The organism is Paenibacillus sp. FSL R7-0331 (genome assembly GCF_000758645.1).
In the GTDB taxonomy this organism is placed as follows: domain Bacteria; phylum Bacillota; class Bacilli; order Paenibacillales; family Paenibacillaceae; genus Paenibacillus_AQ; species Paenibacillus_AQ camerounensis.
In genome coordinates, this window is sequence record NZ_CP009284.1 from 5713761 (window position 1) to 5733373 (window position 19613).

Sequence of the window (19613 nt, forward strand, 5' to 3'; positions counted from 1 at the left end):
TTACTTGCCTCCTTCATGGATTGTAATGAGCAGGCCAGCCCGGTACAGGACTGTCAGGGTCCGATAAAAGTCGTAACTCCCGCCTGCCGGGGTATCCAGCAGACCAGCATCAACCGCTGCGTCAATGGCCGGCTGTGCCCAGGCTGGTGGTTTCAGCATGGACGATTTGTCCTTCAGTCCTTTAATCTCTCCGGCCTGCTGCAGTGCCTGATCCTTAAGTATATCCTTACTCTTGGTCAGGCCAGCCACAACATCCTTCAGCTCCTTAACCTCAGATCGCAGCGCGGCAAGCTCCTGTTTTTCTGCTTGGGACAATTCGTCCGCCTCCTCTTGTAATTTATCTATAACGGCATACGCTGCAGCAGTCTGAGCCGGTGTCGGCTGGGCCCCTGCCAGCAGCTTGGTAATCGACAGGCCAAAGCTCATCTGAAAATGAGGATAGTCCTTAAAACTCATCCAGTCTCCTCCCCATTCAAACCCGAGCGCCTTAGCCTGCTGTGCAACCTCCTGCCAATCGGCAATGCCATCCTTGTCGCCGTCACGCTTCATATCCCAGGACGCACTGTATCCGTCCGGCAGCAGCAGTGCAAAATCAACAGCCAGCCCATAGTTATGATAGCTGTAACCGCCCCGGGCATTTGTAACGATGCTGCCCGGCTTCGTGCGGCCCTGCGCATAGAGCCCGTCCTGCTCAGCCTTGGACCGGTACCCTTGTGTAATGATGATCTGAACTCCCCGAGCGTAGCTGCGCTCAATAAGTGCTACAGCAGCTGCCACAACCACCGGGTGCAGATCAACAAGCCGGGCCTGTGATTTAAGCTTTACTTGAGCCAGTGTCAGCATTTATTTCCGCCCCTTCCGTTCAAAAAACAGCGACAAGTCCCTGCCCTGCACCAATACGGCCAAAGCAATCAGGGTTACTGTCGTGCCGATCACACCGATTGTCCAGCCCCAATCCTGCAGCAATCGGAAGTAGTGGCCACTCCATCCCTCGGTTTTACCAAGCCGTATTACAAATCCCAGCAGCCGCTCCAGAGCGTAGGCCGTAAACATCAGCATGCCGAGCACCAGCCCCATACCTACCACACCTTGACGATATTTTTTTCGAAAATATACATGCATGGATGCCGTGATATAAACGATGCAGATCAGCGATAACGCATAGCCGATTAAAGTAATAGTGTCGTTAGCGCGCATATTGCTTCCCCTCTTTCTGTGTACTGTGGTCATAAATAAAAGCGCCGGCGAAGCCATTGGACCGCACGACCTCCTTGTGCCGCTCGTCCAGATCGTCAAACCGGCGTACCGTCCAGCGCACCTCCTGGTCCTTCTCTTCCAGCTCGGCCTCTTTCCGCTTAACGGCCGGAATCTTGCGTAAGATATCAAACAGGCTGATACGCAACACCTTAACCACCTCCATCCTGATCACCCGGGCCGCCCGGCAGCTCCGCGGGCTTCATATTCTTCATGACCTCACTGCTCCGCTCTAAGGCATTGATCGCGGATAATGCTTTCTCTATAGCCTCATCCCGCTGCCGTTCTGCCTTCTCCAGTGACTTCCCCGGCACTAGCTTTCCCAGCACTAGCCAACGGCCAATAACCACCAACAGCAGCGCCTCACCCAGCGCAAACACCCAGCCAATACCGTACTTATCAGCCAGCGATAGGGCGTCTGCTAAGCTTGGTACATCCATACTCCCCGCCCCTTTCTCTATGTGATGTATATAAAAAGACACGCCCCGGGGAGCGTGCCTGGATTTTGTAGCAAAATAAAAACCGCCTCGGTGGGCGGCTCAGATCTGTTGCGCAGTATTCTCCTTACTTGAACCAATAGTACCCGCGCCAATATAGCAGATCACCAGCGCTAAAGTTAGTCGGATCATCAACCAAGATATTTGTATAACTCTTGCCATAAGTACCGTACGAAAAGGTTGCTGACAGTGCTGATGTATCCGTCAAATACTCTCGATCACCCAATCCATAGGAATTGTCAAAAAACACGGTCAATAGTTCGCCTGTATTTTTACGCAATATCCTTGTGTCAGACATCGGGTAAGCTGACTTGGCGCCGCTGTCCGAATTTATATTTGTCGCTATCCAAGATTCATCCGCACTGTCTAAATATTTCACTGATTCATAAAAACCAACCGTCTGCATTGCGTAGTAAGTTTTGATTTCAACAGCTTCCAGACAATGAATTGTGCCGTGCACGTCCAACTTCGTACCCTTGATAGTGTATTTTATGCGCTCCTGGATAACGTACCGTTGGTTGGTGTGAGTATTATATGCTTCAATATCGTTGATAACGATGATTTCAATCATGCCGCCAGTGTAGGTCCCGTCTGTCGTTTTTTCCACGCCATCAACAAATAGCCGCACTTTGCTGGTTCTTGCGGTCGGTTCCCCGCCAGCTCCAGCCGTACCATGCGCCCCGCCTGTCCACTCATCACCAACAATCGGGCTATCCCCACCACTTAAAGCTCTTACCTTATAAGGGCTAACCCAATCCGTGCCTGTTGTATAGAACACGGCGCTTTTGTTTATGATCGGATCAGCAGTGCTGTTGGACGACTTGTAGATGGTTTGGATACTCACAATGTTATTGATCGCATACGGGGCAAAACCAAATGTGTAATCCTCAGCAGCACTTCGTTTGCCAGCAACATCAAAAGTACGGGCAGTGAAGTTCGCGTTAACGACATTGTTAAAAGAGTTCCCGCTCCCCGCTGTTGCGATATGGTAGTTTACCGGATCAACATAAAATCCGAATAAGGCAGAGTTCCCGATATCAAGTCTATCGTTTGGTATTTTGGAGTAATCCACTACAAGTTCTACCAGTTCGTCGTATCCGTTATTTGATGCCAGAGTCAATTTAGTAATCCCGGCTGCATTGATAGGATATGTCTCTCGCTGAGCCTTGAATAGAGCATATTTCATGGCGGAGTTATCGCTTTCCCAGGCTTCAACAAGGACCATATTTCCGAATGTTGCTTGATTTTTGCCAATGTAGCGAATTTTGTATATCGTATTGGCTTGAGCGTTGTGGATTTTTGTCTCAAGGATTGCTTGCTTGATGGTAGTCAATAACAGGTTAGGATCATAGTTGGCAGCTGGCTGTTTGAGAGGGAAATACACCGACCCCTCGCCCTCTGTACCCATCGTTAAACAGGATGGATGTATGCGATTGTTCCCCCATCCGTTTCCTGCAAGGTCTAACCTCCCGGGTTGATTTGATCCAATAACCGAATAATCCAGCGTCAGATATATGATTTCGTCGCCTTTCTCGGCAAGCAATCTCAATGTACTTACTCCGGAGTCATCAATTGGATATTGCCGATTTTCGAGCTTGAACAAATCGTACTTTTTGGTATTTGTGGTCCGATCATATGCCTCAATTAATACTGCATCTCCGTATGTTGTCTGGTTTTTCCCGATGTAGCGAACACTGTAGTCGGTATTTGGGGCTGCATTTAATACCTGAATATCAAGAATGGCATTTTGAATTTCGGCTAATGCAGCAGCGCTAGGGCTTGACCCAGGGGAATCGCTCAACTTATACAGTGGATAGTCCGCTCCTCGGTTTTTAAACAGGCCCCGGTCAACTATCTTATGATTCGTGATTGAATCATCGGCAATACCTGTACTTTGGTACTGCCCCCCGTCTGCCCATGTACTGCCGCTCCAGTAATACCAATGACCCGTATCAAGTGTAAGCATTACCCCGTCCGTCCCACTCGGGTAAGCTGCTTGCAAAGCTGCTAAATTGGTATAGGTCCCTTTTGGTGCTCCACTAACAATAGCGGCCAGTTGGCTATCGACAAAAGATTGATCGGCTTTTAATGCGACTTCGGCTTTACTGGCCTTCTCATTAGCTAGAGCATTGACCTCCGTTTTGTCTGCTTTCGCTTCGTCGATGGCACTGATCTGCTCCGCAGTTTCCGCCAACTGCGTACTAAGGTTCACGACATCAGAGTCAATCCGGGCCTTGAGACTGGGGTGCTCTACTCCTTCAACGTCGATAGCTGCCTGCGCTGCAGCAATGCTACTGTCACCGTTAAGAACCGCAGTATCAAGCTGCTGTTTAACACTGTCTACTGCAGTCTTCAGGTCCGCAGCACCGACAACGGGTCCAGCGTATGTGATGTGTTCTGCAGCGTGAGCTGTGGCCGAATCCTTGTGCTGGGTTACCTCGGCCTGGATTCCTTCTGACACTCCGGTTGCAGCATCAACATCTTCCTGGACTGCATCAAATCCCGCCTCGATATTTTGGTATGTCTCACTGATCGGCTCCTGGCCCGGTAGATCCATGTACCGGTTCGGCATGTTTCTCAGCTCCTTTCTTCTGGATTGCAGCAGCTCGGAAGTTCAACCGACTCTCTATACCCTCTTGTACACCTTTTAGGATAGCATCCGCATTATGAGGTCCGTTTGTCTGAAGCAGAGCGTCTATAACCGCTAGTGCCTCTAATACAGGGTTCCGAGGGTCTACCTCACAATGTAGTACTGTTGTAACGATCGCCATTTTACAAGTCTCCCTCCTCAAAAATAACGAACGGCAAGCCGAATCCATTTAAGTTCCAGGTCGATCCACACGTTGCGCATTCCGCCTTGTCTTCTGGTTGTGGCTTCGGCTGAGGATCGATAGGAATGGCTTTCAGCAGCATTGTGTCAACTATACGTTCATATGGATCAGTGTCTGCAGGCAGTCTAAACACAGGGGTACTGCATCCGCGACAACACAAAATAGGCCGTTCAAAAGATTGGCCTCTAAAGGTGAACATACCTCTCACTCCGTTTCTGCAAAATAAAAAGCCCCGCCTTATAGGCGAGACTTGATATTTTAAGTGCTATTACTGTTGTAGTGCGTTTAATTGATCTTTCAAATCTTGTAATTCATTTTCAAGTTGTTGTAATTGACCAGTTGCTCTCTCAAGTGCAGTCTGCCACATTGGTATAGATGAAGAGTTGGGATTTTCTCTAATCATTGATTCCCATGTGTTTATGTTGACTTCCTTGAATAGATTTATTGCTTCCTGCTTCTTATCAATAGCCGTAATCAATTCATCCTTACTCATGGCTCCCTGCGTTGTAGGGGGCGTTGTCGATGGTTGATTAATTTCAACAGGATCAGAAATGTTAGTAGGCAGGGGTGATGTAGCAGTGTCTTTCATGATAATCTCCTTCCCGCTGACTGATAAATCTACTCCGGCAGCCTCAGCTACAGCTCTTACTGGAGCGTAGGCAGTGCCGTTTATAATAACTGCATCTGCAATTTTCACACCATCTTTTTTCACTGAGAATAAACCTTGTACTTTTTGCCCGACTAAACTTGAAGATGCAGCAAAGGCCGATGCTCCAACAAACAAGGACAACGACAACAGAGCAGCAGTTGCGATTTTTTTCAAGATTAACGCCTCCGAATGGTAGATTTACCCTATCATACCATTACGTCAAGAAACTGTGAAGGTTCCGCCGCCGCCTGAAGAAGTTGCCGGATTATGGACGTGGCTCGGTATAGTTACCGAGTGAGAATGTGAAACGTTCGCTTTGTCAGATAGCGCTATCCAGATTGCATCTAACTCTCCTTGAAGAGTAACCCCTGTGCTGCTATTGCGTATTCTCGACCACGATTCAAAATTAACATACCCTGTAGCAGCCGTGATATTTACGTTATTTCCGATAAGCACAAGGTTTGTATACGCCGATAGAGCCAACCCTACACCTGGCGAATTGTAGATAGTTGATTCATTCCCATTCGCCAGCAACTGAATTTTGCTTACCCCTCCATCGAACGCCGGTATTCGTATTCCGTTGTTCTCATCTGCATAAACCCCAAATGCTATTGAGCTCGGATCAATTATTACATTAGGCCATACACCGGGATCACCCGTCCTGAAGACAGACCCGATAACCGTCCCCCCTCTGAGTTCCCCAGTAAAAGTCCCATTTACACCTTGTAGGGTACCCGTAAAAGTGCCCCCAACGGCTGAAAGGTCTCCGGTAAACACACCATCAACCCCTTGCAAGGTCCCAGTAAAGGTCCCCCCTACTGCCAAAAGATCACCACTGAATATCCCATCAGCTGCTTCAAGGGTGCCATCGAATTTAAATCTTCGACTCAAGATATCAAACCAAAGGGCTCGCTGCCCTTCGTCATCGTAAAAACTTAATTCGTCTGCATTCAAGATTGAATAGGCGCCGGCGTCGGTTTGAATTCTTACTCCTTCTTCACGAGTCGCTGTAAAACCGTAGTAGCGTTTGCCTTCTTTCAATGATGTCTTATCCAGGTTATTAACTGCCTCTGCCAATGTGCCCGGAACAACAAATTCGCTTTGCTGCTCGGATATTGAGGGAGCTTCTACCTTGAGTGCGATACCGCCTTTAAAGCTCAGTGTAGAGTGGAGGATATAGGACTCATACTGTGCAATCCCGGTCCAAGGTAAATCGGTATCTTCCCAAGCAGTGATTGTCTCCATCCAGCTTGAGCCCTCATACAAACCAAAACCTATCCTATCCCCGATATCCAGTTGAGGGAAGCCCCGAGAGTCCATTTCATAGGGTAGGTAGATAACGCCGCTCAGAGAGGCTTGTAGGGCGTTCACAATACCCTGTGTAACAAATGGATTATCAAGGTATATAGTGTGATTCTCGTCTCCGGTCCCGGCCTCATACACTAAATCATCCTCAGTGTCATACGTAACTACTACCCTACTGAATGATTTGAGAGGATTGGTCTGTTTGGCCCGGATGTAATCGGACTGAGTGTAGTTAAACACCGGTGATTCCGACACAAAGCGTTTCATCCTGAGTACTCCGTCTTTGCCGACAAACAGCGAGCCGCAGTTTGCTCCTGCGATGTAAGCCAGCACTTGCCGCATGCTGTAGCCTGTAGGAGCCACTGATGCCATATAAGTCGGGTTAATAACCACGCTGCTGTTATAGGTGTATCCTAGCCGGCTGCATATCTCGTCAAAGACTGCCTGCTGCGTCGTCGGATATGTCAGTGACGAGATATACGGCTGATCAGCAAACACCAGCTTGTCATAACAGTAATAGGTCCAGACATCATTTACCTTCTCGCGGATATCCACATGAAATTCACCCAGTGGTAACCACTCCGTATTTCCGCCAATCCAAGGATATGGGTTGTCTTCCCATGCTATATTCGCTTCCTGCCAGGTCATACGAGCAAGAGACAGGGAGATATACGGAATGATACGGGCATTGGCTGGAATCTCCTCAGTTGCCCGCAGCCGAATCGTCAGCTTTGCTGGAATGGCAGTGCCTATCTCAAACTCGCTGTTACTGACAATGCTGCTTTCTATCTGAAAATCTACGATTTTGGAACTATCATATTGCGTGTCAACAACTAGGGCTTTGACCAGAAACTCATGATCAAATCCTCGTAAGTAATCTGCATAAATGCTTGATATAGGGTACATAGCATCACGTCTCCGTAAGGGTGCACTTCAATCCTTCCCACCAGACCACCCCATTCTTCTCGAAAGCCATTGGTGCTGTGCGATCACCAACATACATAGATTTTGTCACATATGTTCCAGCCATCGGATCGGGATAATATAACTGGAAGGTTACACCTGACATCTGTTTCAGTAACGCAGATATTTTTGGCATAGGAATAGGAGGCCACTCTACTTGAATTTGCCGTTTCACCGCTACTCTATCCCTATTTAGCACACCATTTGAAGTCCGTACAGTGGTCTCTGCATTATCCAAATCAAGTATTGTTGGCTGAAAGATAGAAGGGCTTGCTGCAATCCTTACGCCATTTATTCTTATATCCAGCACAGCTAACCTCCTTTCCGCCTAAATAACAAAGATTGATTTGCCTGTCTGACGTTGGATTTGATTAGCTCCTTTAGCAACTGCTCGGGCGAGTTCAGAAGCCCCCACCTGTAAGACTACATCCCCGCCGGACGTTTTAACCGTGCGAATCAGTTCCTGAATAGAGGAAACAACATCACGATTATCCCCGGTGTTCAACATGCTTTGTAGTTCGGATAATGGAGCCACAACCTCAGGATTAGATGCCGCCCCGCGGTTATCACCGACCATAGCAAGGGTTGGTCCGTAAGCCAGACCGCCCTTAGCCAGCTTCGGTATTTCCTTTATGTTGACGCCAAAGTTCCCGCCACCCAGAAAGTCAGGCATGTCTAATTGAATTTTATTCAGTCCTTTAATGACGGCGTTAATCATGTCAATGATCAGGTTGAGTGGCAGTTTCACAATACCAACCAGGGAATCAAATACTCCTTTGAATATGCCCTTGATACCATCCCAGGCTTTCCGCCAATTTCCGGTGAAAACTCCCGTTATAAAATCAAGCACTCCAACCAAAGTATCTTTCAGACCGGTGATTATTGTGCCAATAGTTTTAAATACGGTTGTAAATATATCCAACAGCACTCCACCAACAAACTCCACAACTGGCTTCAATACATTTTTCCATAGGAAAGTGATGACGGTGATCAGGGATTCAAAGACAACCTTCACCGTGCCCGCCAAGAATGAAACCAATGGGACAAATACATTCTTCCAAAGGAACGTGAGCACTGCAGACACAGCCTCAACCGCCGGCTTGAATAGATCGGCAAGTGCCTTGCCCAGTGGAACCAGTACGTTCGTCCAGAAGGATTTCGCGATATCTGCGACTACCTTGAAGGCAACTCCCAGGACATCAGCTAGCACTTTTGCTAATGGGACGATTACCTCTTTCCAGAACCAGAGCAAAAAATTGCCCAGTGGTTTAAGAACGCTGTTCCATAGGAAAAGCGCTGCTGTCTTCACGGCATCCCAAGCCTTTGGCATCGCATCAGCCAGCCAAGCAGCAAAGGGCTTCAGGACATTATCCCAGAGCCACACAGCCACATCAGCGACCACCTTCCATGCTTTGGGCAGTACATCTGCAAGCCATTTACCAAAGGGTACGAGCACATTGTCCCAGACAGCAGAAGCAGCTGCCGCGACAGCCTCCCATGCCTTCGGCAATTGAGCCATCAACCATTGCCCGAAAGGAACCATGACATTCTGCCACAGATCGACAGCGACATCTTTGATACGTTGTAAGATGTTCTGTACTGTGTTGCGGAATTGTTCGTTCGTCCGGTAAAAGTAGACGAACGCTCCGACCAGAGCTCCGATCGCAGCGACAGCCAGTACAACAGGCCACGATATTCCTGACAATACGGCCATGATTGCTTTGCCAGCTGCCTGCATAGAGGCGACTGCACTGCCCCACTTGGTAGCAATCCAAAAGCCTGCAAATGCCGCAGCCAGACCAGATAAAGCAGCAATGATGATGTCCTTGTTATCTACAATAACTTTCTTCATCGTAACGAATGCTTCTTTCACCTTCGCCGCCATCGCCTTTGCCTTATCAGACACATCAATCATGCTGGCACCTACCGCACCAAAGGCGCCGCCCCCAACATCAGCGTTCATTGATGCCGGATCGATTAGAGCTTCATCTGCATCGCCAGATCCGGAGGCTGATGATTTTTCTCCAACTAGATTGAGTTGGTCAAATCCTGCAACTGACTTCTGTGCCTTTTTGCCGGCTTCCTTCGCTGCGTCACCAGCAGCTGTGGCTTTATCAGCAGCATCACCATAAGCGCTGCCGATACCACTTATGGCATCTGCTTGAGCTGTCGCTGCCTTTACTTGGCCGTTGCCACCGAATAGCGCTGTTGTAAACTGCGCAACAAAATTCATTGCTGTCGCTAAAGCGGAAGCCAAACGGGTCAATGCTGGCAGTATGAAATTATAAATCGGCAAAAAGGCCTGCCCGAGAGCAAGCCTTGTATTTTTTAGTTGGGCCACAAATACCGCCTGCCGGTAGGCAGTGTTATCTGCAACTGTTGTACCGTATTTCGTCGTGGCCTGCTCCAGGATCGCCATGAGCCGGATGGTCTGCTGCGTCTGGAAATCAATCTGATCCCAACTGCGGCCGTTCGCAAACTGTTGGAATGCCCTGGTCGATTCCAGCAAGGCGACATTCACGTTTATCCCTAGATCCTCGATAGCCTCGGTATTACCCAAGAGACCAGAACGGATACGTTCCATCGTATCTTCCATGGTCCTGCCGGTTGCCGCAGCTACAGTTGCTGACGCCTGCAGCAATGCCTGGGTGCGCTGAGTAGTTTCGGTCGTTGTGGCTGAGAACCCGGCAATCAGATTGGAATATACAGCAGCATATTTGGTTATCTCCAGGGTGGACATTCCCAGAGTCTTCTCATTTTCCTTCGCCCACTTTTGGAATGCACCAGCATTGCTTCCCAGCGTACGATTAATTTGCATGATCGCCGCCTCAAACTGCATGGCATCCTTAAGGGCACTACCAATAGCAAATCCAGCTCCGATGCCTGCCAGTAGCGCCCCGATACCCTGGACTGTTTTGGCTACACTGCTTTTAAAATTGTTCAGATCCCGCTGAGCCTGCCGGGTCGCTGTTCTTAAAGCCGAGAAGTCAGCTCCTGCCCGTATCAGTAGGTTTTTAACAACTGCCATTCATTCACCCGCTTGTTCCGCCGAAAGCAGCGTTCAGATTTTTAACCATAGCCAGCATTTGCTCATCGGTTTGTTGTGGCTGCTGCTGGGTCTTCTTCAGTACTTCCTTGAGTGAAGGCATTCGCTTAATTCGGTGCCAATAGGCATTCAGGTAAGCATTTATGAGTAACTCTTCACTATTTGCTGACCTTCGTTTGTTGTAGGACTCAATGTGTAAATTGAGTTCATGCGGTGTCATCTCATCGTAATCCGCTATACGTATGCCGATATCAATTGCAGCTTTTAAGGATTCTTGCCAGTCCCACTTGCCGGCAGCTCCGCCGGCGCTCCCGGGTTTCCCTCCGGTACCACGAATCCACCGAAAGCGATATTCAATGCTTCAGTCATTTTTTCAGTAATGTGTACGTAGTTGGGAGCCTGATCCAATAAATCTTCCATCATGCCCAGCTCCAGCGTTTCCCCGTGCTTTTTTGCATCAGACAGCAAACCGTAATAGATGTACTTCTCCAGCTCTTCCAGATCAATGTTGTCGATGTCGATGTTTTCGATTGTTGATCCAGTATCAGCCAGCATTTTTTTAATCGCCTTATGCCCATAACGCAGCTCGCGTGGCCGATCCAGGTTAATCATTACCACATCGTTTTTATCTTCAGTGCTCATTAATAATTCCTCCCATGCAAAAAGGCCGGATCAGGTCCGGCCCTGCAGTATTGTTATTAAGGCGCGATAACCAAACTCGGCTTTCCGGATACTTTGATGGTTGATTCAAAACTCACCAACTCCTCCAGCTCAGCTCCGGTACTAAACCCCGTCACAACTCCATTAAATTCCCAACTCGCACTAAGCTCTGCCGGGAAAACAATTTTGAAAGCTCTGGTATCGCCGGCTTCAAATGCAGTGTCCATCGCCACCTGACCTTCATCGTCCGGTTCAAGATACCCGGACAAGGATACCTCGCCGCCATCTTTAAATCCACCAGTGAAAGTCCGGTACCCACCGTCGCTGTCCAGTGTGGTCGTGTCCAAAGTGTCTGCCGTTTTCTCAATGCCGCCGATGGATGTTAATCCACCAACTGGGACAGTGCCGATCAGCAACTTTGTGCCGACTGCGCGTTTTGCCAAAGTAATCTCCTCCTTCAGTAATAAACTACAACGTCGATCACGCTGCGGAATGCCTTAATTGCATCCTCAAACAATTCCGCAGGCGGCTCATAAGTTAGTTCACTGATAAAAGGACCATCAACACCGATGACCCTTCGTTCAAAGCTTATAAGTTTTTCAATAGTGGATTCGGTGAATTGCTTCATGTCCGAATACCTTGTCGCTACAATGTTGAGTTCCAAGGGCACTCTCCGGCTATCCTTATACCCATCCAGGTCCTTATCTTTAAGGCCGGCACTGGACAAATAGACGATATAGGGAATAACCTTCTCCGGGGCCTCTCCGGGATAAACTTTGCCTGAAAGGCCCGATATACTGGAAAGTTCATGGACGAGAGCTTGCTCGAAATTCATGTTTATCACCTCGTATTTAGCGCCCTTTCCGCTTCCCTACGGCCCACATCTATCATTGTTCGTTCAATTTCACGCTCATGTTCCGTAATAGATCGTTTTAAGAAGCGATACCCGGGAATGTACTTGCCAGTTTCAGTTATCCAACCATATTCTTGTGATGCTGGATAGTAAGAACGGTTGCCAGCCTTAGACATCTTTACAAAGAGATCGTTTTTGGCAGGATCGATCATGATATCGTAGACCTTCTTCCCGACCTTCACCCTACGCTCTGCCTTCATGACAATTGCGCCCTTTAGGTTACCTTCATCCACCGGAGCATTGCGTTTGGCTGCTTTAAGAGGAATGCGGGCTCCCGCCTTGGCGGATTTGGTAGCGACTGTCTGCGGCACTTTCCCAAGCCTTTTGAATGCTTTTTCAAGTTCTCGCATTCCTACGATTTCCGAGCTTCTTCTCGCCATTATTGTCGCTCCTTGCACATCAGTTGCAGTTCGCGTCGGTCGTAATCAGGCTGTATGGTGTACAGGATTTCGAATTCTTGGTTTTTGTATTTGACCATCATCGTCCTGTCAATCCCCGAGCGATCCCTGATGACCACCCTCGTTGTTACATCCGCATTAACCTGAGCAGCTGTAAGGCGGTCACGCCCATTCAACGGATGAATGCCGGCCCAGACCTTGCAAACCTCCGGCCACACGTCCAGGGGTTCGCCGTAAGAGTCTTTTTCATCTGGGCCAGGCGGCCGTAGGATGGATATGCGTCTGTTGAGCTTTCCCGCTTCCATCAGTACCACGTCCGATCCATATCGAGTAGAGCATCCACAGCAAAGGGCGGTTTCTCCCGTTTCTTCTCTGTGGAGGCTTCCCGGTTCTCATACCAGTGACCAATAAGCATTAGAATTGCATGCTTGGTCTTCTTAGGGACTGCTGCGGGAATCAATCCAGAGTTGAACTGGATCTGTACCGGAAATTTATTCTCGACGGAAAGGGCGGGGTACTTATAGGTGCTTACCAGTTCCAAAGTAGCCTTGGAATTGTCCGAGTAAAGATAATAATCAGCCGCGGCCAACTCGACTGTCTGCCCCTCCCTATCAGTAACAATAACCGATAGGATTTCCTGACAAGGAGGCGGCAGCCGGAATGATCGAGCATCAGCAGCATATAATTCAAAGGTTCGGACGGCTAGTTTCTTCCACTGTCTATCTTCTGCATACTCCCGTGCAACTGATATCAGCGTGGTGATCAAGCCATCTTCATCAGTTTCATCCGATTCAAGCCTGAGGTGCCTCTTTGCTTCCGCCAGTGTCACCGGCTCCTCCGTCGGCTCCGTTATCTGCTGCAGCAGCATCCGTATCACCCGCTTTCAACGCGCCCTCCGCTTCTTCAGCAGCGTCCTTGCCTTTGACCCGGTCGCCGTTGGAGAGTTCGTAAGTGCCTCCCCCTACATGCTTCGGCCATTCATCACTGTCCGGAAGCTTGGCCGCTTCTTTGCCAATAACATCAGCAGCCCGCAGCACTTCCTCCCGCTCCTTATCAGCTTCAATGGTGCTGCCGATCTTTACGAGCTTCCCGGTCTCCGCGTCATAGAACTCATTTGTCACGATGAATGATTTGGTCATCAATGTTCCTCCTTTGGGGGCCATTGCAGCCCCCGGTTATTGGTTAGGCCTGTGGCACGTCCAAGATTACGTAAGGGCTGACCTGCGTCACGCCGTCTTCCAGCGTCAGCGGGGAAATAACCCAAGGCTTGCCGTCAACGTTCCAGAAGGCCTTGATGACAGTCTTATTCGAACGGAACAGAACGTGCTCGGAAGCATCCACATAAGGGCCGGAGCCGTCTTTAATCAGGTAGTACATGAAATCAACCAACTGCAGGTCTCCTTTGGTGCCGAGTGGCTTCGTGCGGCCTGTGAACTGGATCGGGATGCCGGCCAGTGTGGAAGGGATGCCGCGAGTTGCGTCGCCCTGGATGAAGATATAGCGTCCAGCAGGATCCTGCATAGTCATCAGCTGCGGGAGGGTCGATTGGTGAGCAACCCAAGCAGCATTGCCTACCGATTCCGGCAGCAACTTGGCGAGCATGTTAACCACATCAATGTATTTGATCTGGTTTGCAGTGGAACGTTTTACTGCCAGTGCGCCCGCTGCGTTCAGGACACCCAGTGGTTTACCTGTACCGTTACCAGTCAGGAAGGCAATATCCTCGGCTGCAATCATAGCGCGCTCAAGCAAAGTGCGGATGAATGCATCAGCTGCCTGCCAGTTGCGCAGAAGCTTGTCTGTTACAACGGTTGTTGCCGCAACCTCGTGAGGCTGCAGAGTTACTTCTTCCAGATCAGCGTCAGTCTCAGGCTTATTGCCACCTTCTTCGATCCACGTCACGTTCACACCACCAAATACGCCATTGGAGCCTTGCGTCAGGGCTGGGATAGTGATCTTGGAGTCAGGCGGTTCACCTGCTGGCAGGACGGTCGCGCGCGGCCGCACAATCGCTGTAGGTGCTGCCAACTGCAGGACAGTGTCGGGGCGGAACTGCGTCGGCAGGAAGCCACCCGCTCCAGTTTCACCACCCAGGGTCCATTCGTTGCGGAAAGAGAAGAGTTGGTCACGGAACGCTTCAGGAACTTGGCGGCCGCCTCCCTGTCCTTCGCCTGCCTTCAATGCATTGATTCTACCCTTAGGGTCGCCGAACCGCAGAGCATTGAACATTTCACCAAGGCTGGAGAATCCGCCATCGTCTTTTTTAGTGGGCTGCACAGGGTTACCACCAAGCGCTGCTGCAGATGGGCGGTATGGCTTAGTCACATCGTCCAGTTGCTTTTCTCTGGAAGCTACGGCTTCTTCACGGATAATTTGTTTATCCAGAGCAACGATGCGAGCTTCAAAGCTTTCGAACTCCGTTTCCTCTTCGGCAGTGAAGTCGCGCTTCTCTGATTTCGCTTTGTCCAACAAGGCGCGCTGCTGGGTGATTTGCCCAGCTCTGTCCTGCAGCATCTCCTGCAGTGTTGGTGCAGCAGTACCAGCGAAGAGCTGAAGATCAATCTTGTATTTCCGGGATTTGATAGTCATATGATTAAAACCTCCGATTTTCATGGGATTGTGTAATGCGTTCAAATAGGGCCAGTGGCGTCCGCAGCAGCTCCTCATCCTCTTTCGAGGCTGGTGTAGGCGGAGCAGTTTCTTCTGTTTCCTCAGTGACCTCCAACGTCAAAGGAGGCTCAGGTGGTACGACAGCAACAAGTTCAGGGGCGTTTCTGTACTGTTTCAGGTCCATTGCCTGCCCGTTGATGGTTAGAGCTCCGTTGCGGACAGCTGCGGCAATTTGCTTGGATTGCTCAATTTCGTCTGCAAAACCCAGCTCAACTGCACGTTCTGCTGAAAGCCAGGTCTCAGCCTCCAACATCGCAATCAGTTCATTCCTATCCATGCCAGATTTGTCTTGGTAGGCGGCAATGAGAGTTTCCTGCGCTGCATCAAGGTCGTCTGCCATCTTGCGGAAGTCTCTGGCGTTACCCAGGGCGATTGTCCACGGACTGTGAATCATCATCATGGAGTTCCGGGGCATGTACACCGTATCTCCCGCCATAGCGATCACAGAGGCGATACTGGCAGCAATGCCGTCGATGTAGACATTGACGTGAGCCTTATGGCGCTTCAGCATGCTATGAATGGCTTGCCCGGCAAACACATCGCCTCCATCACTGTTGATGAAGACATTAAGCACCGAGATATCCCCAAGTCCATCCAGTTCGTTTTTAAAATTCACTGGTGTGATTTCATCGCCCCACCAGCTCTCCGACTCGATGATTCCATAGAGCAGCAGATCCCCTGCCCCTTCACCGGCAGCACGAAAAGACCAAAACTTGGTCCGCTCTTTGGCGGCAGGTTTGGCCTCAGCTCTTATATATTTGGTTGTCGTCATTATGTTGTATCACCTCCTTCCGGTGCAGCTTTACCGCTAACCGCTCTGTCCACGGTTATCATGTTGCCATTGACCAGATAAGCCTTTCCGCTACCATCCGGTGCAGGATTACGATCTTCAATCTCATTCCAATCATCACCGTTGATGATTCCGTTCTGCCGCTGGATAGCCAACCCCTCTTGACGGCTCTTGTAGTCGCCTCGGAGGATGCCATCCGCATTGAACTTCACATAATACCCCGCCTTCCTTTCCGCTGGCGTGAACAGCTTCCAGTTGGCTGTCTGCTCGATTCGAGTAAGGTACGGCATTAGTGTATGCATGACGAATTCAATGCCTTGATGCTCAATATTGTTGTTCGTGCTTCGCTCAAGGTTGGCGATCATGTGCGGCGGCACACGAAATAAACCGCATATTTCATCACGGTTAAGTTTTCGTGTTTCAATGAATTGGGCATCAACAAATGGCATCGGAATCCGAGAAAACTTCATGCCTTCTTCCAGAATCATTGGCTTCCATGAGTTGCCCAAGCCAACGCCCTTTTCGTCCATCCATTCTTTCAGTCGGGTGTAGGCAGGCTCACTTAATGCCTGAGGGTGCTCCAAAACTCCACCAATGTTCATCCCGTTTTTATAAAAATGCGACGTAAATTGTGATGCGGACATTCCCATTGAGACAGCTTCAGCAGCCATTCGGATAGGCGAATAACCTATGATTCCATCAAACCCAAACCCAGGCACATGGAAGATGCGCTCCGCTGGGTATATCCCATCGCCTGCTACTTGGTACTCGATAGCATTGGTGACGAGATTTCTTTTGGGTAAGCATTCATCCCAAGGAATTGGATATATGTCCGATACCTGGCCGCGTCGATTAACCGTGAGTGCTGAATAGCAGTTTCCTGAAGTGGCCAACTGCCCAACCTGCGCCTCTCTCCATGATTGAGAGGTCATCTCGTTGTTCGGCTTGTCGTGCAGCAGCTCAAATACCGGATGAGTATCCACTTTGTCCTTACCGCCTCCTGGGCGCTTCTTGTAGACAAAGAGTGGAAGGGCCCCTACACCTTCAGCGAGGACTCTGACGCAAGAGAACACGGTGATGAACTTCATAGCCTGCGCTTCTGACACGGAATCACCCGGAGATGCTTGGCCGCCGTACAGCCGCTTGCGGATGTCATTTGTGAAATCCTCCATGGAGTATTCCTTTTGGGCCAATATTCTTGAAAATACGCCCATCAGTTACCCCTCCCTTGCTTTTTGGCGGGCTGACCCAACCAGAGCAGCAGCGCTCCGCCGATAATGAATGCTGCCGGCGGATAAATCATCCATATACCCGAACAGCACGACAAAAAGCCCGCGATTAGGCAAGCCTCCCGGACGGTATCTTCTCGGATTTTTGGTTTTCTCACAGTGAGCGTGGCCCCCTCTTCTCATATATTGATGTTTTGTCCTCATGGACGATGCAACGGGCCAACGCATTGATCGTTGCTGCCACGCCGTCGATACGTCCGCTGGATTTCTTCTTAGAAGGCGCCACGTTCTCGTTTTCGTCCATCCGGACAACCGTATTGTCTACCATCCAGCGCAGCACCGGGTTGCCGCCGTGTATCAGCCGCTTGGATACGGCCAGTTTCTCGAACTCCTGAGTAGCTTCAGAAAGATTTTTGAGTGTCTGGCTCATCTCGACCATTGTAAACCCATCGTCAGCCAACTCCAGTGCCGTCTGCGTAGCTCTCCACGGGTCAAAGGCAATCTCCTCGATCTTGTACATCCGGCCGAGATCATTGATAGTCTTGCGGATGAATCGGTAATCAATGGCGTTTCCGGGCGTCGTATAGACCAGATCCTCATCCACCCAGTTGGTGTAGAGCACCTTGTCTTTGCCTTCCTTCTCCAGCACAGCGTCCTCTGGTATCCAGAAGAACACCAGGACGATATATTCGCCGTCACTGTGATCCGGAGGGAAGACTAGGGCAAAGGCTGTGATATCCAGTTTGGTTGATAAGTCGAGCCCGCCGTAACATTTCCGGCCCTTCAGTTCCTCCAGCACGATATTTCCGGCAGAGGCGTCCCATTTGCTCAATGGGATCCACTTAACCGCGGCATTCGTCCATTTGTTCAAATCCTTGATTAGAAAGTTCACATAGGCCGTTGCCATCTGCTTCGCCTTGTTGGCCTGTTTGACCATATAGTCGAGCGCTTTGGACACCCCAAGGTTCGGATTGGCCTTCATCCAGGTTGCCGGGTCAAATACATCGTCGTCGTCATCTATGGTTGCGATGTACGCAAAGAAGGTCTCGTCCGGCTGTGTGCCTTTCAAGACCTTCATGGCATATTCTCGCAACTGATAACACGGACCGTTCTGATTAATCCCGGCCGTGGTGATTACATAGATCAACGGCTGCTCCCGGGCAGACGTACCGGACTCAATAACGTCATACATGGCTGATGTTTTGTGAGCGTGATACTCATCGATCAGCCCGCCGTGAACGTTCAGACCGTCCTGAGAGTCAGAATCGGCCCCCAATGGTTCGAATTTAGATCCTGTGTCGATTACGTGCAGGTTATTCTTGTAAACTCGGAATTTCTGCATCAGATCCGGCGAAGCTTTGACCATTCGAGCAGCTTCGTCAAAAGTGATCTTCGCCTGGTCCTTCTTCGTCGCGGCTGCGTACACCTCGGCGCCGTACTCTTCATCGGCAACCGTTAAATAGAGCCCTATGCCGGAAACCTTGGTCGATTTCCCATTCTTCCGGGGAATTTCCTCATAAACCGTCCGGAACCGGCGCAGTTGCGTCTTTTTATGAAGCCAGCCGAATATAGACCCGATGATGAACTGCTGCCACAACTGCAGCTCGAAGGATTGCCGTGCCCATTTTCCCTTGGAATGCCGCAAATACCCAAAGAATTCAAGTGCGTGTTCTGCTGCCAACTCATCATAGTAGTACTCAAATGTGCTGACATTCAGTTCAGAATCCCGCAGGTTGTCCAGATGCCGTTGACACGCCAGCCGGACCGGCTCAGCTGCCGGGATGTCACCGGAAAGAACCCGCTCCGCGTACTCACGTACCGGGCAGGTTGCGTCTTCTTGGTCCATTCAGGAACCCATCAAAGGTGGTTTTATCCTCTTTCGGCGGTCCGGCTCCGCCCGGCAGGATGTCTGGAGCTTCCATCCGTGCTCGCGCCGATGGCGACAGGCCGAATTCAGCACAGAACGCCTTAATCACCATAGACTCCTTCTGGATAACGGCGATCTCCGGCCGAGCTACGAAATTTGTGGCCCCCGCCTTATTGGTGTATTCATGGAACATCGTTTTCGCCCTCTTCAGCGATTTATGCGCTGCGACCAGCCGGCCGTATGATAAGCAGTATGCCTCAAACGTCCCGAGGTCCACTTTGGTCAGCAATCCCAGCCGGTACAACTCCGGCGCGAGCCGCCGCCATTCCTTTTTTGCCGTTGTATCCATGTAGCTCGGCGGATCCGGAATTGACGGCGGCGCGTTTGGCTTCGGTTCATTTTCCGGGGCCCGGTCTTTCCGGTATGTGCCCTGCAGCAGTTTAAGCTCTGACGGCTTCGTTTTCGGCCCCCTCTGGCCCATGTTAACCCCCCCTTATGAAAACTCGCCCTCGTTTTTTGCAAGAGGGCGCACGGTCTCCAA

At 50.0% G+C, this 19613-nt stretch carries 22 protein-coding genes; all 22 read right to left on the reverse strand.

The features are described 5' to 3' along the window. Positions 1-843 carry a M15 family metallopeptidase gene (locus tag R70331_RS24660; protein ID WP_042180172.1) on the reverse strand — a complete coding sequence of 281 codons (843 nt, stop codon included), beginning with the start codon at positions 841-843 and terminating at the stop codon, positions 1-3. Then, positions 844-1197, reverse strand: coding sequence for a hypothetical protein (locus R70331_RS24665; RefSeq protein WP_042180175.1), 354 nt, complete (start codon positions 1195-1197; stop codon positions 844-846). Then, the gene (locus tag R70331_RS24670; RefSeq protein WP_042180178.1) at positions 1187-1405 is read right to left on the reverse strand and encodes a hypothetical protein; all 219 of its coding nucleotides are present in this window, start codon (positions 1403-1405) and stop codon (positions 1187-1189) included. Before R70331_RS24670 ends, R70331_RS24665 begins: the two co-directional genes overlap by 11 nt. A 1-nt stretch (position 1406) precedes the next feature. Continuing rightward, positions 1407-1694, reverse strand: a complete 288-nt coding sequence (locus R70331_RS24675) for a hypothetical protein (protein ID WP_042180180.1) — start codon at positions 1692-1694, stop codon at positions 1407-1409. A 124-nt stretch (positions 1695-1818) separates the two neighbouring features. Then, complete coding sequence (locus R70331_RS30725) at positions 1819-4323, reverse strand: hypothetical protein (RefSeq protein WP_052419205.1); 2505 nt, start codon at positions 4321-4323, stop codon at positions 1819-1821. 527 nt (positions 4324-4850) lie between these two features. Next, positions 4851-5405, reverse strand: a complete 555-nt coding sequence (locus R70331_RS30730; protein WP_052419206.1) for a hypothetical protein — start codon at positions 5403-5405, stop codon at positions 4851-4853. A gap of 45 nt (positions 5406-5450) precedes the next feature. Further along, positions 5451-7442: a bactofilin family protein gene (locus R70331_RS24700; RefSeq protein ID WP_042180186.1), complete on the reverse strand. Its 1992-nt coding sequence runs from the start codon at positions 7440-7442 to the stop codon at positions 5451-5453. A 4-nt stretch (positions 7443-7446) separates the two neighbouring features. After that, positions 7447-7809: a DUF6711 family protein gene (locus R70331_RS24705; RefSeq protein ID WP_231576353.1), complete on the reverse strand. Its 363-nt coding sequence runs from the start codon at positions 7807-7809 to the stop codon at positions 7447-7449. Between the two features lie 18 nt (positions 7810-7827). Further along, the gene (locus R70331_RS31255; RefSeq protein WP_081947738.1) at positions 7828-10527 is read right to left on the reverse strand and encodes a hypothetical protein; all 2700 of its coding nucleotides are present in this window, start codon (positions 10525-10527) and stop codon (positions 7828-7830) included. Between the two features lie 4 nt (positions 10528-10531). Continuing rightward, on the reverse strand, positions 10532-10765 hold the full coding sequence (locus R70331_RS24715) for a hypothetical protein (RefSeq protein WP_042180188.1): 234 nt from the start codon (positions 10763-10765) through the stop codon (positions 10532-10534). Between the two features lie 44 nt (positions 10766-10809). After that, positions 10810-11187 carry a hypothetical protein gene (locus R70331_RS24720; RefSeq protein WP_042180190.1) on the reverse strand — a complete coding sequence of 126 codons (378 nt, stop codon included), beginning with the start codon at positions 11185-11187 and terminating at the stop codon, positions 10810-10812. Positions 11188-11243: 56 nt separating this feature from the next. Then, complete coding sequence (locus R70331_RS24725) at positions 11244-11648, reverse strand: phage tail tube protein (RefSeq protein ID WP_042180192.1); 405 nt, start codon at positions 11646-11648, stop codon at positions 11244-11246. A gap of 14 nt (positions 11649-11662) precedes the next feature. Then, positions 11663-12040 (reverse strand): hypothetical protein, encoded by a 378-nt coding sequence (locus R70331_RS24730; RefSeq protein ID WP_042180194.1) that lies wholly within the window; start codon positions 12038-12040, stop codon positions 11663-11665. Between the two features lie 5 nt (positions 12041-12045). Further along, on the reverse strand, positions 12046-12498 hold the full coding sequence (locus R70331_RS24735; protein ID WP_042180197.1) for an HK97 gp10 family phage protein: 453 nt from the start codon (positions 12496-12498) through the stop codon (positions 12046-12048). Then, entirely contained in the window at positions 12498-12821 is a 324-nt protein-coding gene (locus R70331_RS24740) for a phage head closure protein (protein WP_042180199.1), read from the reverse strand. Before R70331_RS24740 ends, R70331_RS24735 begins: the two co-directional genes overlap by 1 nt. Next, positions 12821-13384, reverse strand: a complete 564-nt coding sequence (locus R70331_RS24745) for a head-tail connector protein (protein WP_081947740.1) — start codon at positions 13382-13384, stop codon at positions 12821-12823. The genes R70331_RS24740 and R70331_RS24745 overlap by 1 nt, the downstream gene beginning before the upstream one ends. Next, complete coding sequence (locus R70331_RS24750; protein WP_042180204.1) at positions 13308-13655, reverse strand: hypothetical protein; 348 nt, start codon at positions 13653-13655, stop codon at positions 13308-13310. Before R70331_RS24750 ends, R70331_RS24745 begins: the two co-directional genes overlap by 77 nt. Before the next feature lie 43 nt (positions 13656-13698). Continuing rightward, the gene (locus R70331_RS24755) at positions 13699-15105 is read right to left on the reverse strand and encodes a phage major capsid protein (protein ID WP_052419208.1); all 1407 of its coding nucleotides are present in this window, start codon (positions 15103-15105) and stop codon (positions 13699-13701) included. A gap of 4 nt (positions 15106-15109) precedes the next feature. After that, positions 15110-15958 (reverse strand): head maturation protease, ClpP-related, encoded by an 849-nt coding sequence (locus R70331_RS24760; RefSeq protein ID WP_042180206.1) that lies wholly within the window; start codon positions 15956-15958, stop codon positions 15110-15112. Continuing rightward, complete coding sequence (locus R70331_RS24765; protein ID WP_042180208.1) at positions 15958-17190, reverse strand: phage portal protein; 1233 nt, start codon at positions 17188-17190, stop codon at positions 15958-15960. The genes R70331_RS24760 and R70331_RS24765 overlap by 1 nt, the downstream gene beginning before the upstream one ends. 169 nt (positions 17191-17359) lie before the next feature. Continuing rightward, positions 17360-19051 (reverse strand): terminase large subunit, encoded by a 1692-nt coding sequence (locus R70331_RS24770; protein WP_042180210.1) that lies wholly within the window; start codon positions 19049-19051, stop codon positions 17360-17362. Next, on the reverse strand, positions 19017-19553 hold the full coding sequence (locus R70331_RS24775) for a phage terminase small subunit P27 family (RefSeq protein WP_042180213.1): 537 nt from the start codon (positions 19551-19553) through the stop codon (positions 19017-19019). The genes R70331_RS24770 and R70331_RS24775 overlap by 35 nt, the downstream gene beginning before the upstream one ends. Positions 19554-19613 lie beyond the last annotated feature (60 nt).

What these genes read in the sequence shown, in the direction of transcription:
- R70331_RS24665 (WP_042180175.1), bottom strand. Translation starts at nt 1,197, where the DNA reads ATGCGCGCTAACGACACTATTACTTTAATCGGCTATGCGTTATCGCTG.
- R70331_RS24745 (WP_081947740.1), bottom strand. Translation starts at nt 13,384, where the DNA reads ATGCTGCTGCAGCAGATAACGGAGCCGACGGAGGAGCCGGTGACACTG.
- R70331_RS24730 (WP_042180194.1), bottom strand. Translation starts at nt 12,040, where the DNA reads ATGAATTTCGAGCAAGCTCTCGTCCATGAACTTTCCAGTATATCGGGC.
- R70331_RS24760 (WP_042180206.1), bottom strand. Translation starts at nt 15,958, where the DNA reads ATGACGACAACCAAATATATAAGAGCTGAGGCCAAACCTGCCGCCAAA.
- R70331_RS31255 (WP_081947738.1), bottom strand. Translation starts at nt 10,527, where the DNA reads ATGGCAGTTGTTAAAAACCTACTGATACGGGCAGGAGCTGACTTCTCG.
- R70331_RS24765 (WP_042180208.1), bottom strand. Translation starts at nt 17,190, where the DNA reads ATGGGCGTATTTTCAAGAATATTGGCCCAAAAGGAATACTCCATGGAG.
- R70331_RS24740 (WP_042180199.1), bottom strand. Translation starts at nt 12,821, where the DNA reads ATGGAAGCGGGAAAGCTCAACAGACGCATATCCATCCTACGGCCGCCT.
- R70331_RS24735 (WP_042180197.1), bottom strand. Translation starts at nt 12,498, where the DNA reads ATGGCGAGAAGAAGCTCGGAAATCGTAGGAATGCGAGAACTTGAAAAA.
- R70331_RS24675 (WP_042180180.1), bottom strand. Translation starts at nt 1,694, where the DNA reads ATGGATGTACCAAGCTTAGCAGACGCCCTATCGCTGGCTGATAAGTAC.
- R70331_RS24715 (WP_042180188.1), bottom strand. Translation starts at nt 10,765, where the DNA reads ATGACACCGCATGAACTCAATTTACACATTGAGTCCTACAACAAACGA.
- R70331_RS24720 (WP_042180190.1), bottom strand. Translation starts at nt 11,187, where the DNA reads ATGAGCACTGAAGATAAAAACGATGTGGTAATGATTAACCTGGATCGG.
- R70331_RS24750 (WP_042180204.1), bottom strand. Translation starts at nt 13,655, where the DNA reads ATGACCAAATCATTCATCGTGACAAATGAGTTCTATGACGCGGAGACC.
- R70331_RS24775 (WP_042180213.1), bottom strand. Translation starts at nt 19,553, where the DNA reads ATGGGCCAGAGGGGGCCGAAAACGAAGCCGTCAGAGCTTAAACTGCTG.
- R70331_RS24770 (WP_042180210.1), bottom strand. Translation starts at nt 19,051, where the DNA reads ATGGACCAAGAAGACGCAACCTGCCCGGTACGTGAGTACGCGGAGCGG.
- R70331_RS24755 (WP_052419208.1), bottom strand. Translation starts at nt 15,105, where the DNA reads ATGACTATCAAATCCCGGAAATACAAGATTGATCTTCAGCTCTTCGCT.
- R70331_RS24700 (WP_042180186.1), bottom strand. Translation starts at nt 7,442, where the DNA reads ATGTACCCTATATCAAGCATTTATGCAGATTACTTACGAGGATTTGAT.
- R70331_RS24660 (WP_042180172.1), bottom strand. Translation starts at nt 843, where the DNA reads ATGCTGACACTGGCTCAAGTAAAGCTTAAATCACAGGCCCGGCTTGTT.
- R70331_RS30725 (WP_052419205.1), bottom strand. Translation starts at nt 4,323, where the DNA reads ATGCCGAACCGGTACATGGATCTACCGGGCCAGGAGCCGATCAGTGAG.